Annotated in this window: 21 protein-coding genes; 6 read left to right on the forward strand and 15 right to left on the reverse strand. The window is 58.5% G+C overall.

Features of this window, described 5'->3' with window-relative positions:
* Positions 1-36: 36 nt before the first annotated feature.
* The 11 genes from J2Y86_RS22315 to J2Y86_RS22365 all read right to left on the reverse strand — a co-directional run bounded on the left by J2Y86_RS22315 (position 37) and on the right by J2Y86_RS22365 (position 8844).
* A complete protein-coding gene (locus J2Y86_RS22315) occupies positions 37-1320 on the reverse strand; it encodes an NAD(P)/FAD-dependent oxidoreductase (protein WP_253436450.1) in 1284 nt (427 codons plus the stop codon).
* 147 nt (positions 1321-1467) lie between these two features.
* Positions 1468-2301 carry a transporter substrate-binding domain-containing protein gene (locus tag J2Y86_RS22320; protein ID WP_253436453.1) on the reverse strand — a complete coding sequence of 278 codons (834 nt, stop codon included), beginning with the start codon at positions 2299-2301 and terminating at the stop codon, positions 1468-1470.
* 46 nt (positions 2302-2347) lie between these two features.
* On the reverse strand, positions 2348-3076 hold the full coding sequence (locus J2Y86_RS22325) for an amino acid ABC transporter ATP-binding protein (RefSeq protein ID WP_253440401.1): 729 nt from the start codon (positions 3074-3076) through the stop codon (positions 2348-2350).
* A 69-nt stretch (positions 3077-3145) separates the two neighbouring features.
* Entirely contained in the window at positions 3146-4120 is a 975-nt protein-coding gene (locus tag J2Y86_RS22330) for an amino acid ABC transporter permease (RefSeq protein WP_017336570.1), read from the reverse strand.
* A gap of 129 nt (positions 4121-4249) precedes the next feature.
* Positions 4250-5500: a 2-aminoadipate transaminase gene (locus J2Y86_RS22335; RefSeq protein WP_253436456.1), complete on the reverse strand. Its 1251-nt coding sequence runs from the start codon at positions 5498-5500 to the stop codon at positions 4250-4252.
* A 240-nt stretch (positions 5501-5740) separates the two neighbouring features.
* Positions 5741-6079 carry a HopJ type III effector protein gene (locus J2Y86_RS22340; RefSeq protein WP_253436460.1) on the reverse strand — a complete coding sequence of 113 codons (339 nt, stop codon included), beginning with the start codon at positions 6077-6079 and terminating at the stop codon, positions 5741-5743.
* A complete protein-coding gene (locus J2Y86_RS22345) occupies positions 6072-6368 on the reverse strand; it encodes a DUF1244 domain-containing protein (RefSeq protein WP_253436463.1) in 297 nt (98 codons plus the stop codon). Before J2Y86_RS22345 ends, J2Y86_RS22340 begins: the two co-directional genes overlap by 8 nt.
* A gap of 68 nt (positions 6369-6436) precedes the next feature.
* Entirely contained in the window at positions 6437-6808 is a 372-nt protein-coding gene (folX, locus tag J2Y86_RS22350; protein ID WP_008000591.1) for a dihydroneopterin triphosphate 2'-epimerase, read from the reverse strand.
* A 2-nt stretch (positions 6809-6810) separates the two neighbouring features.
* Positions 6811-7371 (reverse strand): GTP cyclohydrolase I FolE, encoded by a 561-nt coding sequence (gene folE, locus J2Y86_RS22355; RefSeq protein ID WP_253436466.1) that lies wholly within the window; start codon positions 7369-7371, stop codon positions 6811-6813.
* A 21-nt stretch (positions 7372-7392) separates the two neighbouring features.
* A complete protein-coding gene (gene folM / locus J2Y86_RS22360; protein WP_253436469.1) occupies positions 7393-8103 on the reverse strand; it encodes a dihydromonapterin reductase in 711 nt (236 codons plus the stop codon).
* A 171-nt stretch (positions 8104-8274) separates the two neighbouring features.
* Positions 8275-8844, reverse strand: a complete 570-nt coding sequence (locus tag J2Y86_RS22365; RefSeq protein ID WP_253436472.1) for an antibiotic biosynthesis monooxygenase — start codon at positions 8842-8844, stop codon at positions 8275-8277.
* Positions 8845-9055: 211 nt separating this feature from the next.
* On the opposite strand from J2Y86_RS22365, the gene J2Y86_RS22370 reads away from it, so the two are divergent.
* Positions 9056-10015, forward strand: coding sequence for a MerR family transcriptional regulator (locus J2Y86_RS22370; RefSeq protein ID WP_253436475.1), 960 nt, complete (start codon positions 9056-9058; stop codon positions 10013-10015).
* Between the two features lies 1 nt (position 10016).
* On the opposite strand, the gene J2Y86_RS22375 is transcribed toward J2Y86_RS22370, so the two are convergent.
* Positions 10017-10622, reverse strand: coding sequence for a hypothetical protein (locus tag J2Y86_RS22375; protein ID WP_017336578.1), 606 nt, complete (start codon positions 10620-10622; stop codon positions 10017-10019).
* Positions 10623-10682: 60 nt separating this feature from the next.
* A complete protein-coding gene (locus J2Y86_RS22380) occupies positions 10683-11159 on the reverse strand; it encodes a PAS domain-containing protein (protein ID WP_253436478.1) in 477 nt (158 codons plus the stop codon).
* A gap of 103 nt (positions 11160-11262) precedes the next feature.
* On the opposite strand from J2Y86_RS22380, the gene J2Y86_RS22385 reads away from it, so the two are divergent.
* From J2Y86_RS22385 to J2Y86_RS22400, 4 genes are all read left to right on the forward strand, one after another.
* Positions 11263-11721 (forward strand): flavodoxin, encoded by a 459-nt coding sequence (locus J2Y86_RS22385; protein WP_253436480.1) that lies wholly within the window; start codon positions 11263-11265, stop codon positions 11719-11721.
* Between the two features lie 176 nt (positions 11722-11897).
* On the forward strand, positions 11898-12680 hold the full coding sequence (locus tag J2Y86_RS22390) for a class II aldolase/adducin family protein (protein ID WP_253436484.1): 783 nt from the start codon (positions 11898-11900) through the stop codon (positions 12678-12680).
* Entirely contained in the window at positions 12680-13582 is a 903-nt protein-coding gene (locus tag J2Y86_RS22395) for an alpha/beta fold hydrolase (protein WP_253436487.1), read from the forward strand. Before J2Y86_RS22390 ends, J2Y86_RS22395 begins: the two co-directional genes overlap by 1 nt.
* Positions 13583-13695: 113 nt before the next feature.
* Positions 13696-14607 carry an SDR family oxidoreductase gene (locus J2Y86_RS22400; RefSeq protein WP_253436490.1) on the forward strand — a complete coding sequence of 304 codons (912 nt, stop codon included), beginning with the start codon at positions 13696-13698 and terminating at the stop codon, positions 14605-14607.
* A 49-nt stretch (positions 14608-14656) separates the two neighbouring features.
* Here J2Y86_RS22400 and J2Y86_RS22405 read toward each other — a convergent pair whose 3' ends face one another.
* Positions 14657-14917 carry an immunity protein gene (locus J2Y86_RS22405; RefSeq protein ID WP_253436493.1) on the reverse strand — a complete coding sequence of 87 codons (261 nt, stop codon included), beginning with the start codon at positions 14915-14917 and terminating at the stop codon, positions 14657-14659.
* The gene (locus J2Y86_RS22410; RefSeq protein WP_253436496.1) at positions 14914-17094 is read right to left on the reverse strand and encodes an S-type pyocin domain-containing protein; all 2181 of its coding nucleotides are present in this window, start codon (positions 17092-17094) and stop codon (positions 14914-14916) included. Before J2Y86_RS22410 ends, J2Y86_RS22405 begins: the two co-directional genes overlap by 4 nt.
* A gap of 709 nt (positions 17095-17803) precedes the next feature.
* On the opposite strand from J2Y86_RS22410, the gene J2Y86_RS22415 reads away from it, so the two are divergent.
* Complete coding sequence (locus J2Y86_RS22415) at positions 17804-19597, forward strand: DUF1302 domain-containing protein (RefSeq protein ID WP_253436499.1); 1794 nt, start codon at positions 17804-17806, stop codon at positions 19595-19597.
* The last annotated feature ends 17 nt before the right edge of the window (positions 19598-19614 follow it).

The raw sequence follows: 19614 nt of genomic DNA on the forward strand, positions 1-19614 counted from the left end.
CTCCCACAGGTTTTGGCGTTAGCCAGCCGATCGCGATCAACCGCGAAAGCGCTCCTGTACGAAGTCCATGACCTTCAACGACTGATAGATCGCATTGGCCGCCACCCGCCCGAGCGGCCCACCGTTCCAGTCCAGCAGATACGGTTTGAACGACTGATACCGCACACTTTCCCCGCACACCGCCTCGGCGATCACCCGTCCGCCGATTGAACCGGTGTTCAAGCCGTGGCCGCCAAACGATGTGCAAGCCCAGACGCCCGGCTCCAGCAGCCCGAGGTTGGGCATTTTGTTGGTCGAGTAACCCATCAAACCGGACCAGGCCAATTCGATGTTCACCGGTCCCAGTTGCGGATAGACCGACACCATGTCGGCCTTGAGCATGGCCGCCAGGGCCTTTTCATTCTGTTCGTTGCGGGTGGTGATGCGTCCGCCCCAGAGCAGGCGGTCGCCTTCGACGATGCGGTAGTAATCCGAAGCGCGGCGGTCGTCGGAAAACGCGGCGCCGGAGTCGAGGACGGTCTTGATCGAGTCCCCCAGGTGTTCGGTCAGCACCACGTAGGTGGCGATGGGCAGGTAGGCGCGGCTGAGTTTTTGCAGCTCCGGGCCGCCGTAGCCGCCGGCGCAAAACACCAGGTCCTGACAGCGCACGCTGCCGTGCGCGGTCTTGATTATTTTGTCGGCGCCATCGTGCCGCCAGGCGAGCATTTTTGACTGCTCGAAAATCCGGCCTCCCGCGGTTTCAATGGCCAGGGCCAGGCCCAGGCAATAATTGAGCGGGTGGAAGTGCATGGCGTTGGGATCTTCGACACCCTGGAAATAGCGCAGGGTATGCGCCCGCTCGCGAACCTGGGCGGTGTCGAGGAAATTGAGTTCGTAGCCGAAGTCGCGGCGCATGGTTTCGATGTGGTTTTTCACGCCAGCGCTGTCGTCGTAACGCTTGACCCGAATCGTGCCGGCGGACGGTGCACAACCTGCCAGCGCCAGTTCGGCGATGTTGCGGCGCACGATCTCCACGCCCTCGACCGACATGTGAAACAGCGCACGAGCCTGTTCCAGTCCCACTTTTTTGCGAATCGCGCCGGACCCTTCGGCCCAGCCCGGCGACACCACGCCGCCATTGCGGCCCGATGCACCCCAGGCCACCTGATGGGCTTCGAGGAGGATCACGCGTTTACCGCGTCGGGTCAGTTCCAGAGCGGCGGTCAGCCCGGCGATGCCTGCACCGATGATGCAGACGTCGCAGGTTTCGTCGCTGTTCAATTCGGACTTGGCCGCGCGGGGCGGCGAGGTTTGGGAATACCAGGTGTTGGGAAAGGACATGGTCGATCCTTGAGAAAATACCGAGCGATTGAACAAACAACTGATCATTGTGGGGGCGGGCTTGCTCGCGAACGCGGTGTGTCAGTCACACCAATGGTGGATGACCCACCGCATTCGCGAGCAAGCCCGCTCCCACAGGGTTTTGCGTTATTTGATGGTCGAGTAATCGACGCCGTACCACTTGTCCGACAGCTTGGTCAGCGTGCCGTCCTTGTGCATCGCAGCGATGATTTCACCGAGCTTCGCCTTGAGTTCCGGGTCACCCTTGTCGGTGGCAACGGCCAGCGGTTCGTAGAACGCGATGTTGTTGTCGACGGCCCGCAACGGATAACCCTTTTTGACGGCGGCATCCAGTGTGCTGCGTTGCGTGAGGATGGCGTCCAGACGGGCACCGTCGCCCAGACGCAGGTCGTCCAGCGGCCCGACGGAGCCGGCGTAGGTCTTCATTTTTTCGGTTTTCACGTCGTAGACGACGGGCGGTACGTCCGTGGTTTCAATGGCCAGCGCCTGGCTGAAATAGTCTTCGGACGTGGTGCCCCCTTCGACGCCGATGGTTTTGCCATTCAGCGCCTTGTGGTCGGTGACCTTGGATTTGTCATGCACCGCGAACACGTAGGGCACGTAGTAATAGGTCCCGGGGAAATCGAGGATCCGCGCGCGGCTCTTGGTCGCGGTCATCGAGCCCACGGACACGTCCCAGCGGCCGTTCCACTTGCCGGCGGTGATCACATCCCAGTCGGGCGTGATGAACTTGGCCTCGACGCCGAGACGCTTGGCGATCTCCTTGGACACGTCGATATCGAAGCCGTCGATTTCATTCTTGTCGTTGATGAACCCCTGGGGCGGCCAGGTCGCCGAGGTGGCGACGGTCAACGTCTTGCTGCTCTGGATCTTGTCCAGCACGGCACCGGCGTTGGCGGCACCGACGAACAACAGCGACAGTGCGGCGGCGAGGGTGGTTACGCTTTTACTTCTGACCATGTCCATCTCCATGTTTCGTTATTGTTTTATGGGGGCAAAGCGGTCTTCAGTGACCGATGATCTGCGACAGGAATTTCTGCGCACGTTCGGTCTGTGGGTTGTTGAAAAACTCGGCGGGGGTGGCTTGTTCGATGACCTGGCCCTGGTCCATGAACAGCACGCGGTCAGCGACCTTGCTGGCAAAACCCATCTCATGGGTCACGCAAATCATGGTCATGCCGTCGGTGGCCAGTTCGCCCATGACGTCCAGCACTTCGTGGACCATTTCCGGGTCCAGCGCAGAGGTCGGTTCGTCGAACAGCATCACTTTGGGGTTCATGCACAGCGCCCGGGCAATCGCCACGCGCTGCTGCTGGCCGCCGGACAATTGTGACGGATACTTATGCGCGTGTTCGGCAATGCGCACCCGCTCCAGGTAAACCTGCGCGCGTTTTTTCGCCTCGGTGGCCGACACGCCTTGCACCAGTTGCGGGGCCAGGGTCAGGTTGTCCATGACGCTCAAGTGCGGGAACAGGTTGAAGCTCTGAAACACCATGCCGATTTCACTGCGCACGGCGCTGACACTTTCCGCTTCACTGGTGAGGGTGAGGCCGTTGACCTGAATGTGGCCTTTCTGGAAGTTTTCCAGGTGGTTGATGCAGCGAATCATCGTCGACTTGCCCGAGCCCGACGGTCCGCACACGACCAGGATTTCACCGGTGGCAACGTTCAGGTCGACATCGCGCAAGGCGTGAAAATTGCCGTACCACTTGTTCAGGCCGGTGATCGAAATCATCGAAGGGCTGGCCGGCGCAGCAGAGGCCAGGTCGAGTCGCTCTGCAGTATTGGTTCGAGTCATCACGCATCAACCCCTTGCCACGGATCGGTTGACCCGTTTTTCGATTCGCGCCTGTACCCGTTCCAGGATGAACGACAGGGCCCAGTAAATCATTGCGGCGGTGATCAGCATTTCCAGGTGGCGGAAGTCCGCGCGACCCTGGGTCTTGGCCAGGTACATCAGTTCCCAGACACCGATCACCGACACCAGCGAACTGTCCTTGAGCATGGCAATGAACTGGTTGCCGGTGGGCGGAATGATCACCCGCAAGGCCTGGGGCATGATTACCCGGCTCAGGGTCTTGAACGGGCTGATGTTCAGGGCGCGTGAGGCTTCCCACTGGCCGACCGGAATGCTCTGGATACCGGCCCGGAAGATCTCGGTCATGTAGGCGCCGTAGCACAGCGACAGCGCGAGAATGCCGGCGGGCACCGCATCGACCACGTAACCCAGTTGCGGCAGCCCGAGGTAAATCAGGTAGATCTGGATCAGCAGCGGCACACCGCGAAAGAACGAGGTGTAGAACGAGGCCAGGGCATTGGCCAGCCCGTTGTTCGACAGCTTGGCCACCGCACCGATCAGTGCCAGCACGAAGGCAATCACGATGGCCACGGCGGAGATGTACAAGGTGGTTGCAGCGCCCTGGATAATCAGGAAGCCGACCTTGTCGAGGATGAAACTGTAGGAGAGGTCGAAGGTGTCGAAGAACGCCAGGAACAGAATCAGCAGCTCGATCCACACCACGGTAGTCTGCACCTTGAACTTCAAGCGCCCGAGGACGTGGAAGTTCAGCGTGCCCAGTACCGCAATGCCCAGGCCGATGGCGATGTTGCGCGCGGTCAGGCTGTCCGGGGCATCGCCCAGCAAAGGTTGCAGGAAATGGCTGAGGGCGCTGTTGCCCAGGTTCATCAGGTAGGCGCCGAGAAACAGCACCACGGCTACGCCGAGCAGGAATTGAGGATCGTTGGACTTTTTCTTATAAATTATATTGTCGTGATACATGCATGCCTCGGCTTGTAGGTAGTGATGATCTCGCTAGATGAAAGGGGGCTTTGGCCAGTATTGCGACGCAAAATCGGGGACCACAAGCGACCATAATTCGCTATGTCAGTCCCGGATCGCAGTTTGCTGTCAGGAAAGTTTCGCCAGGCACGCCTCGAGGATGTCCAGCCCTTCCTCCAGCACGGCAGCCTCGGTGGTCAATGGCGCCAGCAGCCGGATGATGTGGCGCGACTTGCCGCTGGGCATCAGCAGCAAGCCGGCATCCCGCGCCAGGGCCAGCAGTTGCGTCAGCTGCGCCGGAGCCGGTGTGCCATCGGCGTGGGCCAGTTCAATGCCACGCATCGCGCCGACACCAGTCATGCGTCCGAGAAAGGGTGAAATCTTGTTCGCCTGCCAGGATTGGTAGCGGCTGACGATGGCTTCTTCCTGCTGCGTGCCCCAGGCCTGCAGGTTGGCGTCAGTCATTTCGTCGAGCGTCGCCAACGCGGCAGCGCAGGCAATCGGATTGCCCGAGTACGTGCCGCCCAATCCGCCTTTGGGCAAGGTGTCGAGCAGCGACTTGCGCCCCACCACCGCACCCAGCGGCACACCGCCGGCGATGCTTTTGCCGAGCAGGATCAGGTCCGGCTCGATGCCCAATCGCGAAAACGCAAAGCGCTGACCGGTGCGGCCGAACCCGGACTGGATTTCATCGGCGATCAGCAGAATGTTTTTTTCATCGCACAAGCGTCGCAGCGCCTGAGCAAACTCGACGTCCATGGCCAGGAAGCCGGCTTCGCCCTGCACCGGTTCGACGATAAAACACGCCACGTCTTCGACATCGATTTCGACACTGAACAGCCGGTCCATCGCCTTCAGCGCTTCGGCGCAGGTCACACCGTTGTCTTCGCTGGGGAAGGGCAGGTGGTACACCGGGCCAGGCAGCACGCCGACTTTCTGTTTGTAGGGCGCGACTTTGCCGTTCAGGTTGAGCGTGGCGAGTGTGCGTCCGTGAAAGGCGCCGTCGAAGGCAATGACGGCCGTACGACCGGTCGCGCCCCGGACGATCTTCAACGCGTTTTCCGCCGCTTCCGCGCCGCTGTTGGTGAGCATGCCGCTGACCGGGTAATCCACCGGAATAAACGCAGCCAGGCGATCCATGAAATCGAGGTAGGGCATGTGCGGCGCCGCGTTGAACGCGTAGTGCGTCAGCCGGGTGGCTTGTTCGCGAATGGCTTCTACGATGCTTGGGTGGCAATGGCCGAGGTTCAACACACCGATGCCGCCGACAAAATCGATATAGCGTTTGCCGTCAGTGTCCCAGACCTCGGCGTTTTTGCCGTGGCTGAGGGTGACGGGATGAACGATGTTGATCGACCGGCTGATGGATTCGCTGCTCATGGATGACCGACTCTGAAGAAGGGAGGCTTCTTTTTATCTAAGCCGCGAGCAGCGGTGCCCGGCAAACGAAATAAAGTGGGCGGGTCAATCTTAAAAGTCGGGATGTGGTTTGAGCGGCGTGCAAAATCAACCAGACAACACAAAACCTGTAGGAGCATGACTTGCCCGCGAAGGCGTCCTTGAAGCCCATGAAAAGTTCAAGGACGCCTTCGCGGGCAAGCCATGCTCCTACAAAAAGCTTTAGCGGCGGGTCAGTGGCTGCCGGGTGAATTTCACACCGGCCAATCCATGGGCAATCAACGCACGAATATTCCCGTGATCGCTGCCTTCAGGCGTCGCCACGACCGAGCGGTAGTGCTCGCCAAACGCCAACAGCGCTTCTTCATCGCTCAGGCCTTCCAGCAGCGCCAGACCCAGGGTCTTGCACGAACCTTCGTTCTGCCCGGCGGCGTTTTCCACACCGCCGTTGTTGAACGCCTGGGGCTGGTAGTCGTAAGCCGACGCGATGAACGCCAGGGTGTCGGCAAAAACGTGTTCGCCGCTCTTGAGACTCGCGCGCAGGGTGTTCAAATCACTCATTGGGTTTTCCTTTGGCGAATGCCGCTTGTTGGTCGGCGCTGGCTTCTTGCTGGTATTGGGCTTTCCACTCGGCGTACGGCATGCCGTAGATCACTTCGCGGGCGTCATCGAGGCTGACCTCGATCTGGCGTTCGTCTGCCGCGGCCTTGTACCACTTGGACAGGCAATTGCGGCAGAAACCCGAGAGGTTCATCAGGTCGATGTTCTGCACATCCTTGCGGCTGTCCAGGTGCGCGACCAGCCGGCGGAAAGCGGCGGCTTCAAGTTCGAGGCGTTTTTGATCGTTCATGGCGGGCTCTGTGCAATCGAATCGTGGCGCGGATGATAAAAGCCTGGCGCACGATGCGCCAGACGCGGTCAGCGGCTTGCGGCCAGGGTGATCGACACCGACTCGGCGAAACGCAAGGCATGGGGCTTGTCGACTTCGACCTCGGCGTACAGCACTGAAGTGTTGGCCATCACCAGGTCGAGAATTTCCTGGGTCAGCCGCTCGAGCAGGGCGAAGCGATTGCCTTCGACGTGAGCGATGATCGCCTTGGTGATGGTCCGGTAATTGAGCGCGTGATCGATGTCGTTGTCACGCACCGCTTCCTGAGCGGCGTACAGGATGGTCAGGTTGATCAGCACATCCTGCTTGTTGAGGATTTCATCCTCGTTGATCCCGATGAACGTCCGCAGGCACAGGTCCTTGACCCGGATGCGTGCCATTCCTGGTTGAAGTTGTGGCATTGCTACTTGCTCCGTCCAATCAATTGCAGGAACTCCTGGCGGGTGTTGCTCGACTCGCGGAAGGCGCCGAGCATCACCGAGGTGTTCATGGTCGAATTCTGTTTTTCGACGCCGCGCATCATCATGCACATGTGTTGGGCTTCGATGACCACCGCGACACCCGCGGCATCGGTCACCTGTTGCACCGCGTCGGCGATTTGCCGGGTGAGGTTTTCCTGGATTTGCAGGCGACGGGCGAACATGTCCACCAACCGCGCAATCTTCGACAGGCCCAGCACTTTACCCGTTGGAATATAAGCCACATGCGCCTTGCCGATGAAGGGCAACAGGTGATGTTCACACAGTGAATACAGTTCGATGTTGTCGACAATGATCATTTCATCGTTATCGGAGGCGAATAACGCGCCGTTGACGATTTCTTCAACACATTGATCATAACCGTGACACAGGTACTGCATGGCTTTGGCCGCGCGCACCGGGGTATCGAGCAAGCCTTCGCGGTCGGGATTTTCACCGAGGCCGATGAGGACCTCGCGATAGCTCTGGGACAGGGATAACGTCATGGAACATCCTCGCGGGGCAATCTATTTGAGGTGCCGTCCGCCGTTGACGGTCAGGGTCGTGCCGGTGACATACGGGTTGTCGAGCAAATAACGCAGGCTCTGGTAGATCACTTCGCTGCCGGGTTCGATGCCCAGCGCAGACTTGGCCAGGGCTTTGGCGCGGTAGGCCGCATCGTCGTCGGGACTAAACAGTAGCAGGGCTGGGGAGATGCCGTTGACCTTGATGTCCGGTGCGTACTTCGCGGCGAAGGACAAAGTGAGACTGTCGAGCCCGGCTTTGCTGGCGCAATAGCCGATGTGTTTGCTGCTGCCCCTGCGGGTGACGTCATCACTGATGTGCACGATGTCGGCCGGGCTCGAGCGTTGCAGCAAGTCGGCGCAGTGCAGGTTGATCAGGTAGGGCGCGAGCATGTGCACGCTGAACAGGCGGGTGAACGCTGCGGCATCGGTGTCCGGTGTTTCGGCCAGCCATTCGGAGGCGTTGTGGATGATTGCGCGCAAGCGGTCTGTGTGGGTTTTCAGTTCGCTGATGAAGGCGAAGATCCCGGCTTCGGTTGAGAAATCCGCGAAGACCGCCGTCGCCCCCAGGTCACGCAATGCCTGTACGCCGGGACGTTCAGTGCGATAGCTGAAGATCACGGCATGGCCGTCTTCAAGCAAACGCCGCGCACAGTGCAGACCGACACGCTGGCCGGCACCGGTAATGAGGATCGGGGCGGAGGAAGAAGTCATGAACGGCTCGCGTCGCGGTAAGAGCAAAACTATACCAGCGACGAGCCGTGAGGTGGCTTTTGTAGGCGCGAGGCTTGCCCGCGAAAGCGGTGTAACAGTCGACAGATTTGTGTGCCCGGTACACCGCTTTCGCGGGCAAGCCGGATCGCACCGCTCGCTCCTACAAGGGGATCAGTGGTTTTGAGTGGAGGCTTCGGTCGGCAACGGACGTGCGGATGTGCTGTTCAGCCACCCGGCCAGCATCCGGGTCGACAGTGGAATAAAGAAGTAGACCATCAACGGCGTCAGACACAGCGTACTGATCAACACCCGAGGCAGCAGGCTCATTTCACCGAGCAGCGGCCCCAGTACAAAGTTGAACAGCATCGACACCGGGAAGAACGCCAGCCAGATCGCGACGGCCTGTTTCCAGCGTGGCGGACGTTGGCCGGCAGCACCGAACCAGCCTTCGATGCCGCTCACGCGGTGTTCTGTTTTATGCGCAAACAGGTCGCTGCCCCGTGCAAGCCAGGCGGTACGCGAGGCGGAATGCTCCCACGCGTGCATGGTCTGCTCGTTGGCGAAGCGGAAAATAATCTGGAATTCGTCATCGTCGGGCGGCGGGGCGAGCACGCCTGAGCCGAGATAACCCTGGAAGTCGGTGGCCAGTTGTTCGCCTTCGCGCAACCAGGCCATCAGGTCCTGATAACGCCCATCGGCGACGCGACGCGCAACCATCAGCGTGACGGGTGAGGTAGACATTTTGTATCTCCGTATGACAATCGCGTGACTCCGGATAGGAGTTTCGCCAGGCGCAACACCGGGGTGGTGGGCTGCGTCTCGGAACAAGCAAGGATTATTCCGGATTCTACAGGTTATGACCCTGACAATCGTTGCTCATCTATGTCTTGAATGATCATGGGGCAAGAGCGTTAAAATGGGATCCAATTTAAACACGGACGTTGACTGCCTTATGCCTGTCCTGACTGACGATATCGCTGGTACTCAGACTTCCATTCCGATTGAACAGGAAGAGCTGTTTCCGATTCGCGAGGTGTCTCGGCTGACAGGCGTCAACCCGGTCACGCTGCGGGCATGGGAGCGCCGTTATGGTCTGATCCAGCCCAAGCGCACCGAAAGCGGGCATCGGTTGTACGCGATGGCCGATATCGAGCGGGTCCACAGTGTCCTTGCCTGGCTCGACCGCGGTGTTGCCGTCAGCAAGGTCGGCAAGATCCTGGCCCGGACCGCGCCGCTTCAAGCGCTGTCGCACCTCATCCCCAATGAACTGGTGCAAGCGGACTACGCGCAGTGGCAGGAACAGGTCAAGGCAGCCGTCAGTGCGTTTGATGAGGTGCAGCTGGAGCAGGTCTATGGACAGATTTTTTCCAGTTACCCCCTCACGGTGGCGTTCCAGGACATTCTGATTCCGCTCTGGCAGCAATTGCTGCAACGCCATGAGGGGTTCGGTCAGACAAGCGAGTGGCTATTCCTGGATGGCTTTCTGCGTTCTCGCGTGTTGCAGCGTTTGTTGCTGGTGCGTGTCCAGCAGCCGCGCCGCGTGATTGTCGCTGCCCTTAACGATCAATGCCGCGAGCTTGACGTGCTGCTGACAGCGCTGTTTCTGAGCAGCGTCGATTCGGCGATTCAAGTGCTGGCGCTCGGTCAGCCCTTTGACGAATTGACCCTGGTTTGCGAAAGAGTCAAGCCACAGGCGTTGGTGTTGGTGTCCAATCATGCACCTGCCCATGAACTGCCGCGGCGTTTGAACCGGCTGGCCATGAGCCTGGATTGCCAGTTGATGCTCGCCGGCGATGCGTCCGATCTGGCGCAGGAGAACCTGGACGGATCGTCCATTGGCTGTCTGGGTAGCGAGGGAATGGTGATGCGTCAGCGCCTGAGAGTGTTCCTGGCAGGCAACCTGGATACCTGAATCAGAGGTGCAGGGCGGGATGCGTCAGCCGATGCTGCTGAAGGATGTACTGACGCAGGCGCTCGGTTTCGTCGGTGTCGCTCTGACTCAACTGATACGCGTAGAAACCGTTATCGGTTTCCTTTTCGAAGGTGCCGCGCATCGCGATCCGTTCATAGCCTGACGGGCTGAACCACAACGCGAAATGTTTGGGCGGTTTGGTCTTGTTGCGGACTTCCAGCAGGACGCCCTTGAACGACACCTCGTGCACCCACATCGTACCGGGCTGGCCACTGGCATTTTCCAGCGCGACCGGCTCGTCGAGAACCAGGCGCCATGGCCGGACCATCGGCCCGTCTTCATAGATGCTGGGGACGCCGAGGCGTAAATGCAGCGCATGAAATTCGTCTTCCACCAGATGCAGCGGGAAGGTCATTTGCTGATTTTCGAAATTGGCCTGGATGGTGACTTGCTCATGGGCGGCAAGGCGCGTGAGCAAGTCACGGATTTGCGAACCACCATTGACGAGCAGGCTCGACGTCGCATCCCGCACATTGAGTTGCGGGTTGTGTTGCATGGTCTGGATAAAATCCAGCTCATCCTGGGTCAGGAGTGCGTCGCGTTGCATGGTCTGCTCGAATGAAAATGAAATAGTTACAAGGCCACTGGTGATTGTAGTTAATGACAATCAATTCTCGTTTTTGTTTTCGCCGTTCGTCGCTTTTAGCGCGGCAAGCTCTTTTTGAAGCTCGGCCACTTGCGCCTCAAGCTGTGAAACCCGCTGCTGCGCTTTGACTTGAAGGGTGACGTCTTTTTGCACGCCGACAAAATAAGTCTGACCGTCGCTCGGGTTTTTCACCGTAGAAAGCGACAGCTCATTCCAGAATGGGGTGCCGTCCTTGCGGTAATTGCGCAGGATTTCCCGGCAAGAGCCGCCGCTGTCCAACGCTTCGCGAATCAACGGCAGCGCATCCTGGTCGCGGTCTCCTGACTGCAGAAAGCGGCAATCCTGGTAGAGGATTTCTTCGCTGGTGTAACCGGTCAGGCGTTCGAACGCCGGGTTGACGTAAATCAGAATGTTGTCTTGCTCGCCTTCTTTTTCGGCGATCACAATGCCGTCGTTAGACGCGTTGATCACCATTTGCAGCAGTTGCGCGTTGATCATTGAAGAATCCCTTCCTGATTGATTGACGTTCTGCATTCTAAAAGAACAATGGGGTCTGTGCTGTTAATATCCCGGTCTTTTAGTCAGCTTCAGGATCAGATTGATGAAAGTCGCCATCCTTTCCGGCTCGGTGTACGGCACGGCTGAAGAAGTCGCCCGCCACGCTGCGAGCATTTTGAAAACTGCAGGATTCGAAACCTTCCACAACCCGCGTGCGAGCCTCGCCGATGTCCAGGCCTTCGGCCCCGAAGCGTTTCTGGCGGTGACGTCGACCACCGGCATGGGTGAACTGCCGGACAACCTGCAACCCTTGTATTTCGCCATTCGCGATCAGTTGCCGGCGGCCTGGTGTGGTTTGCCGGGCGCTGTCATCGGCCTGGGTGATGCGAGCTACGGCGACACGTTCTGCGGCGGTGGCGAACTGATGCGTGAGCTGTTCGGCGAACTGGGCATCCGCGAAGTGCTGCCGATGCTGCGCCTGGACGCCAGCGAAAGCGTCACGCCGGAAACCGATGCCGAGCCTTGGCTGGCGGAACTGGTCACAGCCCTGCAGGGCAGTTGAAGAGGGGCGCTGCGCCGTTGCTGGCGTCGGTACTTTGACATGGATCCACGCTTGTTTGCGCACTGACTCGCTAGGCCATCAAGCTGGCTGCCAATGCAACTACACGAACCTCGAGGGCTGACTAGACTCGGTAGTCATTGGAAACACTCCATAATAAAAAAGTGAGGTTCCTTGCCGTGAGCGTAACCCCCCTCCAATCGTCCTCCAGCGTCAAAGACCAGGTCAGCGCCGCCGAGTGGCAGGCCCGCGTCGATCTCGCGGCCTGCTATCGCCTGGTCGCCCTACATGGTTGGGATGATCTGATTTTCACGCATATTTCCGCCAAGGTGCCTGGCACCGAAGACTTCCTGATCAACCCGTTCGGGCTGATGTTTCACGAGATCACGGCGTCGAGCCTGGTGAAGGTCGATCAGGCCGGCAACAAGCTGATGGACAGCCCTTACGAGATCAATCCGGCGGGCTACACCATCCACAGCGCCGTGCATGAAGTTCGCCACGATGTGGTTTGCGTGCTGCATACCCATACGGCGTCAGGCGTTGCGGTGTCGGCGCAGAAGCAAGGCATTCTGCCAATCAGCCAGCAATCGTTGTTTGTCCTGTCCAGCCTGGCCTACCACGCCTACGAAGGCGTTGCGCTGAACCATGAAGAAAAGGCGCGGCTGCAAGCCGACCTCGGCGAAAACAATTTCCTGATGCTGCACAACCACGGTCTGCTGACCTGTGGCGGCACCATCGCCGATACGTTCCTGATGATGTTCACCTTTCAGCGCGCCTGCGATATCCAGGTGATGGCGCAGAACGGTGGCGCTGAACTGATCGCTATCGAACCGCAGATTCTGGCGGGCGCCAAGGCGATGATTGCCGGCGTCACCAAAAGCGCACAAGGAATGGGGGGCGCACTGGCCTGGCCAGCGTTGCTGCGCAAACTCGATCAACAAGACCCGGGTTATAAACTCTGATGCCACTCGCCGAGATCCCTCTGTGTGTCTGGCGCAAACGCGGCCAGACGTTCGTGTTCCGTGGCCAGACCCTCCGTTACTGGACGGCGGGGCAGGGTGAGCCGCTGTTGCTTATCCATGGCTTCCCGACGGCCAGTTGGGACTGGCATTATCTCTGGCAGCCGCTGGCCCAGCGCTATCGGCTGATCGCCTGCGACATGCTGGGCTTCGGTGATTCCGCCAAACCGGTGGACCACGAATACAGCCTGCTGGAGCAAGCCGATCTGCAACAGGCATTGCTGGCGCATTTGAATGTCGAACAACCGGTGCACGTGCTGGCCCACGATTATGGCGACAGCGTGGCTCAGGAACTGTTGGCCCGGCATTACGAATCGCGCATCCATCTTGCCAGTTGCGTGTTCCTCAACGGCGGTCTTTTTCCGGAAACCCATCGCCCGGTACTGATGCAGAAACTGTTGCTCAGCCCGCTGGGCTGGATGATCGGCCGAGCTTTTTCCCGGGACGCGCTGGTGAAGAGTTTCCGGCAGATCTTCGGGCCGCAGAGCCGTCCTACCGAGAGTGAGATGGACGATTTCTGGAGCCTGGTGGACAGCAATCACGGGCCTCGGATCCTGCACAAACTGATTGCCTACATTCCCGAACGACGCGTCCAGCGCGAACGTTGGGTCAGCGCGATGCAGCGCGGTGAGGTGCCGTTGCGGGTGATCGATGGCGAGGCCGATCCAATCTCGGGCCGGCACATGGTCGAGCGTTATCGGGAGTTGATCCCGGAACCGGATACGGTGCTGTTGACCGGTATTGGCCATTACCCGCAAACGGAAGCGCCAGCGCAGGTGCTGAAACACTATCTGGCGTTTCGCGACCGGTTGATAGCGCTGCCGTTGAAGGCGGCCTGTTCCTGATTATCCCCCAGCCTTATCGCGCACCATTCAGCCTTACCCGTGTTTATTGTGACCCGCAGCGCCTTGCCTGACACTCGGACTCATTGTCCCTTGGCCTGCTGGAGTCCTCCCCAATGAATGAGCCTGTGCGCTTCGAAGATAAAGTCGTGATCATCACGGGGGCCGGTGGCGGCCTCGGGCGCGCCCATGCGCTGTTGTTCGCGAAACAGGGCGCCAGGGTGCTGGTCAACGATCTCGGCGGCTCGGCTCAAGGCGAGGGCGCAAATGCCTCTGCAGCAGACCGTGTCGTGGCTGAAATTCGCGAGGCCGGCGGCATTGCCGAGGCCAACCATGACTCCGTCACCGATGGCGACAAACTCGTGCAACACGCCCTCGACGCCTTCGGTCGTGTCGACGTGGTGGTCAACAACGCCGGGATTCTGCGGGACAAGACCTTCCACAAAATGGACGACGCCGATTGGGACGTGGTTTACCGCGTTCACGTCGAAGGCGCCTACAAAGTGACCCGCGCCGCGTGGCCGCACCTGCGCGAGCAAAACTATGGTCGCGTGATCTTCACGGCGTCGACGTCGGGCATCTACGGCAACTTCGGCCAGTCCAACTACGGCATGGCCAAACTCGGCCTCTACGGCCTGACCCGCACGCTGGCCATCGAAGGCCGCAAAAACAACATCCTGGTCAACGCCATCGCCCCCACCGGCGGCACCCGCATGACCGAAGGCCTGATCCCGCCGCAAGTGTTCGAGCAACTCAAGCCGGAACTGGTCAGCCCGCTGGTGGTGTACCTCGCCAGCGAAAACTGCCAGGAAACCTCCGGCCTGTTCGAAGTCGGCGGCGGCTGGATGGGCAAGGTGCGCTGGGAGCGCAGCCTGGGCGCCGGGTTTGATCCGCGAGTCGGTTTTTCCCCGGAAGATGTGGCGGCGCACTGGCAGCAGATTTGTGATTTCGAAGGGGCCGCGCATCCGAAGGACAATATTGAAGCGTTGAAGGAGATGATGGGGAATTTGCAGAAGTATTCGCTGTAAGGGCCGTGGGCCACCAAGCCGTAGGGATAGGGGCTGGTGGCCCGTTTGTTTATTGCTCGTAGCGCTTTTCTGTCAAGAACTGAGGTGCTTTCCAGTTCGGGCCTTTAATGGCAATTGGGCCATCGCCGTTAGCCAGTACACCCTCTTCGAAAAGCCTAGCGTAGGTTTTTAGCAGTTCACCGTTTGCAATGACTTCGAATTTATATCGGCCAAACATTCTATCGATCGATGGATAACCGAGGCCGATCGCAAAAACTGAAAGAACATCTGCAATCGGCTCATTTTTCACAATTTGCTCTATGTTGTTCATTCGTATTTTCCTTTCAGCATTTGTTCGTAGATCCGTTTTATTTGCTTGTTTCCTGCAGTTATTGCATCTGGCGAGTAAAGCAATGTGTCGTCACTGCTAAGTTTGTAGTCCTCCAGCGTTGCGGTATGTGCGTTGTTCCAGACAGGAGAGCCATTTTCAGGTTTGAAATCATCGCTTAGACCCAAGGCTCGAAATCTTTCTAATTCTCTCATCTCATGAGTGTAATAGCGGAGATCTGCATTTGTGAGAACCCAGTACCCGTGCAGGATTTTCTCAAGCCGCTGAACCATGACATCGTTGGCGTCGGATTGGTCGAGTCGGGAGATGTGTAATTTAACTGCTTCGATTCCCTCTTGCGTAATAACAGCCTTACGCCAGTCCAGATCAAGTATGGGGCCACCAGCCTGCTCTGGATTGAATTTGCGACCACTGTATTTTCCCGTGGTGGTAGCTCCCTCATACGGGCTGTTGAATACGACGTACAGAGGCGGAATCCCCGACTCAACCGGGAATACGGTGATGAAACCACCAAAGTCATAACTATCCAGCAGAGGAAATGTGTCGATTCGCCCCTCGACGGGAGTGACAGTGGCACCCTTGTAGATTGGAACATCCGATCCAGTAACTGGAAAATGGGTCGACGGATTTTGCGGATCTACCACTGGCGTCCAAGTGATGACAGGACCGTTGGGAGCGGTGCCGGCAGAAACGTAGACATTCTTTTGGGCGTCAAAGCGGGCAACATTAACCGGCACACTGCTGGGAACGTTCACTCCATCTGTCGTCGCAACGACGATCTCTACCCTGCTGCCAGTCGTTTTCGAGCCGAGACTCACCGGCAGATTGATTTCTCCCTTGCGGGCTGCGATTTCGTACAGGTCGGTATCTGAAACCGAGGTGAGTTCAGATAACGGAACGCTGACGGAATAAAGGTCACCGTTGCCGAGTCTGGAAGGAGTCAGGAGTGCCGCAAACCCGACGAGGATTGGTGCGGCGGTCGTCGAGATGACTCCCAGAATCGCGGATATCGCCGCGCGTAGAGAAGTCCTGAGCGCCAAGGCTGCCGCAGGACCGACATTGACAGTTCCGGCTGTACCAGCAAACGCTGGCCCGAATACCGCACTCGAACCAATATTGGCGAACGTTGGGCTTTGCCACCGTGCCAGTGTTTCCGCTTGCCATTGCGCTTCCAGATCAGCCTGTTGTCGCTGGAGCTCTTGTGCCTGTTTTGCTTTTAGCTGCTGTATCTTCAGGCTCGCCAGTCGAGCTTGTTGGTGGGCCAAAGCAGTAGCGGTGTTGATGACTTTCCAGCGAATCTCAAGCGTCTGACTTTCTGCTTCCAGTTGCTTTTGTATCTGATCGATCTGCTGTTCCATTTCAGCTTGGAGACGAGCCTGCTCGGATTCAAAATGCTGTTCGGCTGCATGTGCCTTTGATTGCGCCTCAGCTAGCGCTTGTCTCAATGTTGCAATCCGTGCCTGTTCCTCGGCCTCAGACTGCGCTGCCAGACGAGCCCGTTCAGCGGCCTCTTGTTCAACCGCCAATTCCGCCTGCTCAGCTGCCTGCAAAACACTCAGGGTTTGTTGCAAATTCACGCTTCGCTGATTAAGCGACTGTAGAGTTTGGGACAACAGTCTCGCGTCGTGGGCGGCCCGGTACGACGTGTTCCAGGCCTGCATGGCAATGCCGTTCGGTCCCGGATATCTTTCAAGCCTCGTAGCGCTTTGCATGAAATCATTGATGTGTCTATTAAATGGATCGCCCCTGAAAAAAGAATTGGCGATGGCCGTTTTAGTGTGGAACTCCGCGGTTTTGCGTTGCGTAAGTGTGTTCAGAACTCCCATTTCCCGGACTATGGATTGCAGGGGAAAAAGCGGATCGGTTGGGCCTTCGAGTCGTGCCGCTGTCAAGTCGTCTTCGATGGATTGCGCTAGTTGACTGGACTTTGTTTGATACTCCTGATCAAGCGTCTTGGTAGTCGTTTTGATGAAATTCAGATTTTGATAATACATTGGCAATCCAGACCCGAATGGGCCTGGTATGTTTTTGTTCCCTGTTCGCGAAGGGGGCATCATCCAATGCGGTGCAACGCCAACAGTTTCGACAGGTGTATCAATATCAAGAAAGCCGGGTCTTGATGAATTCGACTTGGATGGAGGTGTTGGTGGATTTTGCATATTCATATCCTTTGAATGTGCTCAATGTTTACTGAGTCGTTAGTCCGTTGTGGGACATGGTGTCTGCCATTTATTTACGCAAATTAAAATTACAGCAGAATTCGAAAGGACGGGTCTGAGAGGTGCGTGGGCTGTTGCAAATAAAATTGAAAGGGATTTCAGCGGAGTGGGAATTACGGGTTAATTATCTTTTGCTTAAAGAGATATTTCTTATGGGGCTTTAAGAAATGTCTTGTAGGAACGTCGTTAAACAAAAAAGCTATTCGCGCCCATAAAAAAGGCCGCTGCAAACGCAGCGGCCAAAACAAGACGTTGGATCAAGGAGCTACAAATCAACGTCAGTGAGCACGGGGCGATGAGTCGAAACCTTCGATTCATCTGAAATCGGTTGCCAATCGGGTGGACTGATCACACGCCATCGTTGTGTGCTGTCAGGCGGTTTCCCTTGAAAGCCCGGCAAGAATAAGCGCTTGAGCCCGAGGGAAAAATAGCGATTCCCGACATGCAGTGTTGCAGGCTCGGCAACAGTGCCGCGTTCATGCGTCTGACTGATAAACCCTCATCCACTCCATCCATACCTCGCGCAAAGCCTCACCCCGCAAAGCCCTTCATCCTTAAGAGGTACACAACGAATACCTCCTTGGTGCGCTTATCGCCCCCGACCTGCGGCAGTAGGGTGTGGCCTTCTGTCACTCACCGGGGAAGACGCATGACAAAAACAACAATGCGCGCCATCTTCACACCGCAGGCGCTGGCCGCTGCGGTTGCCTTGGGCAGCTGTGCCCAGGCGCAGGCCGTTTCATTCAACATTGGCGAAATCGAAGGGACGTTCGACTCCTCGCTGTCCGTCGGCGCGAGCTGGGGCATGCGCGATGCCGACAAGTCGCTGGTCGGCATCGTCAACGGCGGGACCGGCCAGGCGTCCACCGGTGACGACGGGCGACTGAACTTCAAGAAGGGCGAAACCTACTCCAAGATCTTCAAGGGCATTCACGACCTGGAATTGAAGTACGGCGACACCGGGGTGTTCGTGCGTGGCAAGTATTGGTACGACTTCGAACTGAAGGACGAAGACCGCGAGTTCAAGCCGATCAGCGATCACAATCGCAAGGAGGGCTCCAAGTCCGCCGGTGCGCAGATCCTCGATGCGTTCGTCTATCACAACTACTCCATCGCCGATCTGCCGGGCACTGTGCGCGCCGGCAAACAGGTGGTGAGTTGGGGCGAAAGTACGTTCATCGGTAACTCGATCAACAGCATCAACCCGGTCGACGTTTCAGCCTTCCGCCGTCCCGGCGCGGAGATCAAGGAAGGCCTGATTCCGGTGAACATGCTGTTCGCCTCGCAGGGCCTGACCGACAAGCTCACCGTGGAAGGTTTCTATCAGCTGGAGTGGGACCAGACCGTTCTCGACAACTGCGGCACGTTCTTCGGTGGGGACGTGGCGGCGGACGGGTGCACCACGGGATACACCGTCGCCAGCCCGGCCATCGCGCCGTTGCAACCGATCGCCGCCGCGTTCGGCCAAGGCTTTCAGGTCGGTCGCGAAGGCGTGATTGTTCCCCGTGGCGGCGACCGCGATGCCCGGGACTCCGGCCAATGGGGTACCGCGTTGCGCTGGCTGGGTGACGACACCGAGTACGGTCTGTACTTCATGAACTACCACAGCCGTACACCGTATGTCGGCACCACCACCGCCGGGTTGGGGACGCTGGCACGGATACCGGCCATCGTCGGTACCGCCAACGCCATTGCCCCCGGCACCGGCTCGGCGCTGGCCCAGAGTGTGATGCTCGGTCGCGGCCAGTACTACCTCGAATACCCCGAGGACATCCGCCTCTACGGTGCGAGCTTCTCGACTACCTTGCCCACCGGCACCGCATGGACCGGCGAGATCAGCTATCGCCCCAACTTGCCGGTGCAGGTCAACAGCACCGACCTGACCCTGGCCCTGCTCAACCCGATCGCGGGCGGCGCGGCTTCGCCGATTGCCACGCGGCCAGGCGCCGACAACAAGGGCTATCGTCGCAAGGAAGTGACGCAGGTCCAAAGCACGCTGACGCATTTCATCGATCAGGTTGCGGGGGCTGACCGTCTGACCCTGGTGGGTGAGGCGGCGGTTGTCCACGTCGGTGGCCTGGAAGCCCGGAGCAAGCTGCGTTATGGCCGTGACTCGGTGTATGGCGCCTACGGTTTCCAAGGTGACAGGGACGGTTTCGTCACATCGACCTCTTGGGGTTACCGCGCCCGCGCCATCCTTGATTACAACAACGTGATCGCCGGGATCAATTTCAAACCGAACCTGTCGTGGTCCCACGACGTCGCCGGTTATGGCCCCAACGGTCTGTTCAACGAACGCGCCAAGGCGATCAGCGTCGGCGTCGATGCGGACTACCGCAACACCTACACCGCGAGCCTGAGTTACACCGATTTCTTCGGTGGTGACTACAACACCCTGGAAGATCGCGACTTCCTGGCGTTGAGCTTTGGCGTGAACTTCTGATCTGGCTGAGAAGGATG

Origin of the sequence: Pseudomonas migulae, assembly GCF_024169315.1 — a bacterium.
GTDB lineage: Bacteria > Pseudomonadota > Gammaproteobacteria > Pseudomonadales > Pseudomonadaceae > Aquipseudomonas > Aquipseudomonas migulae_B.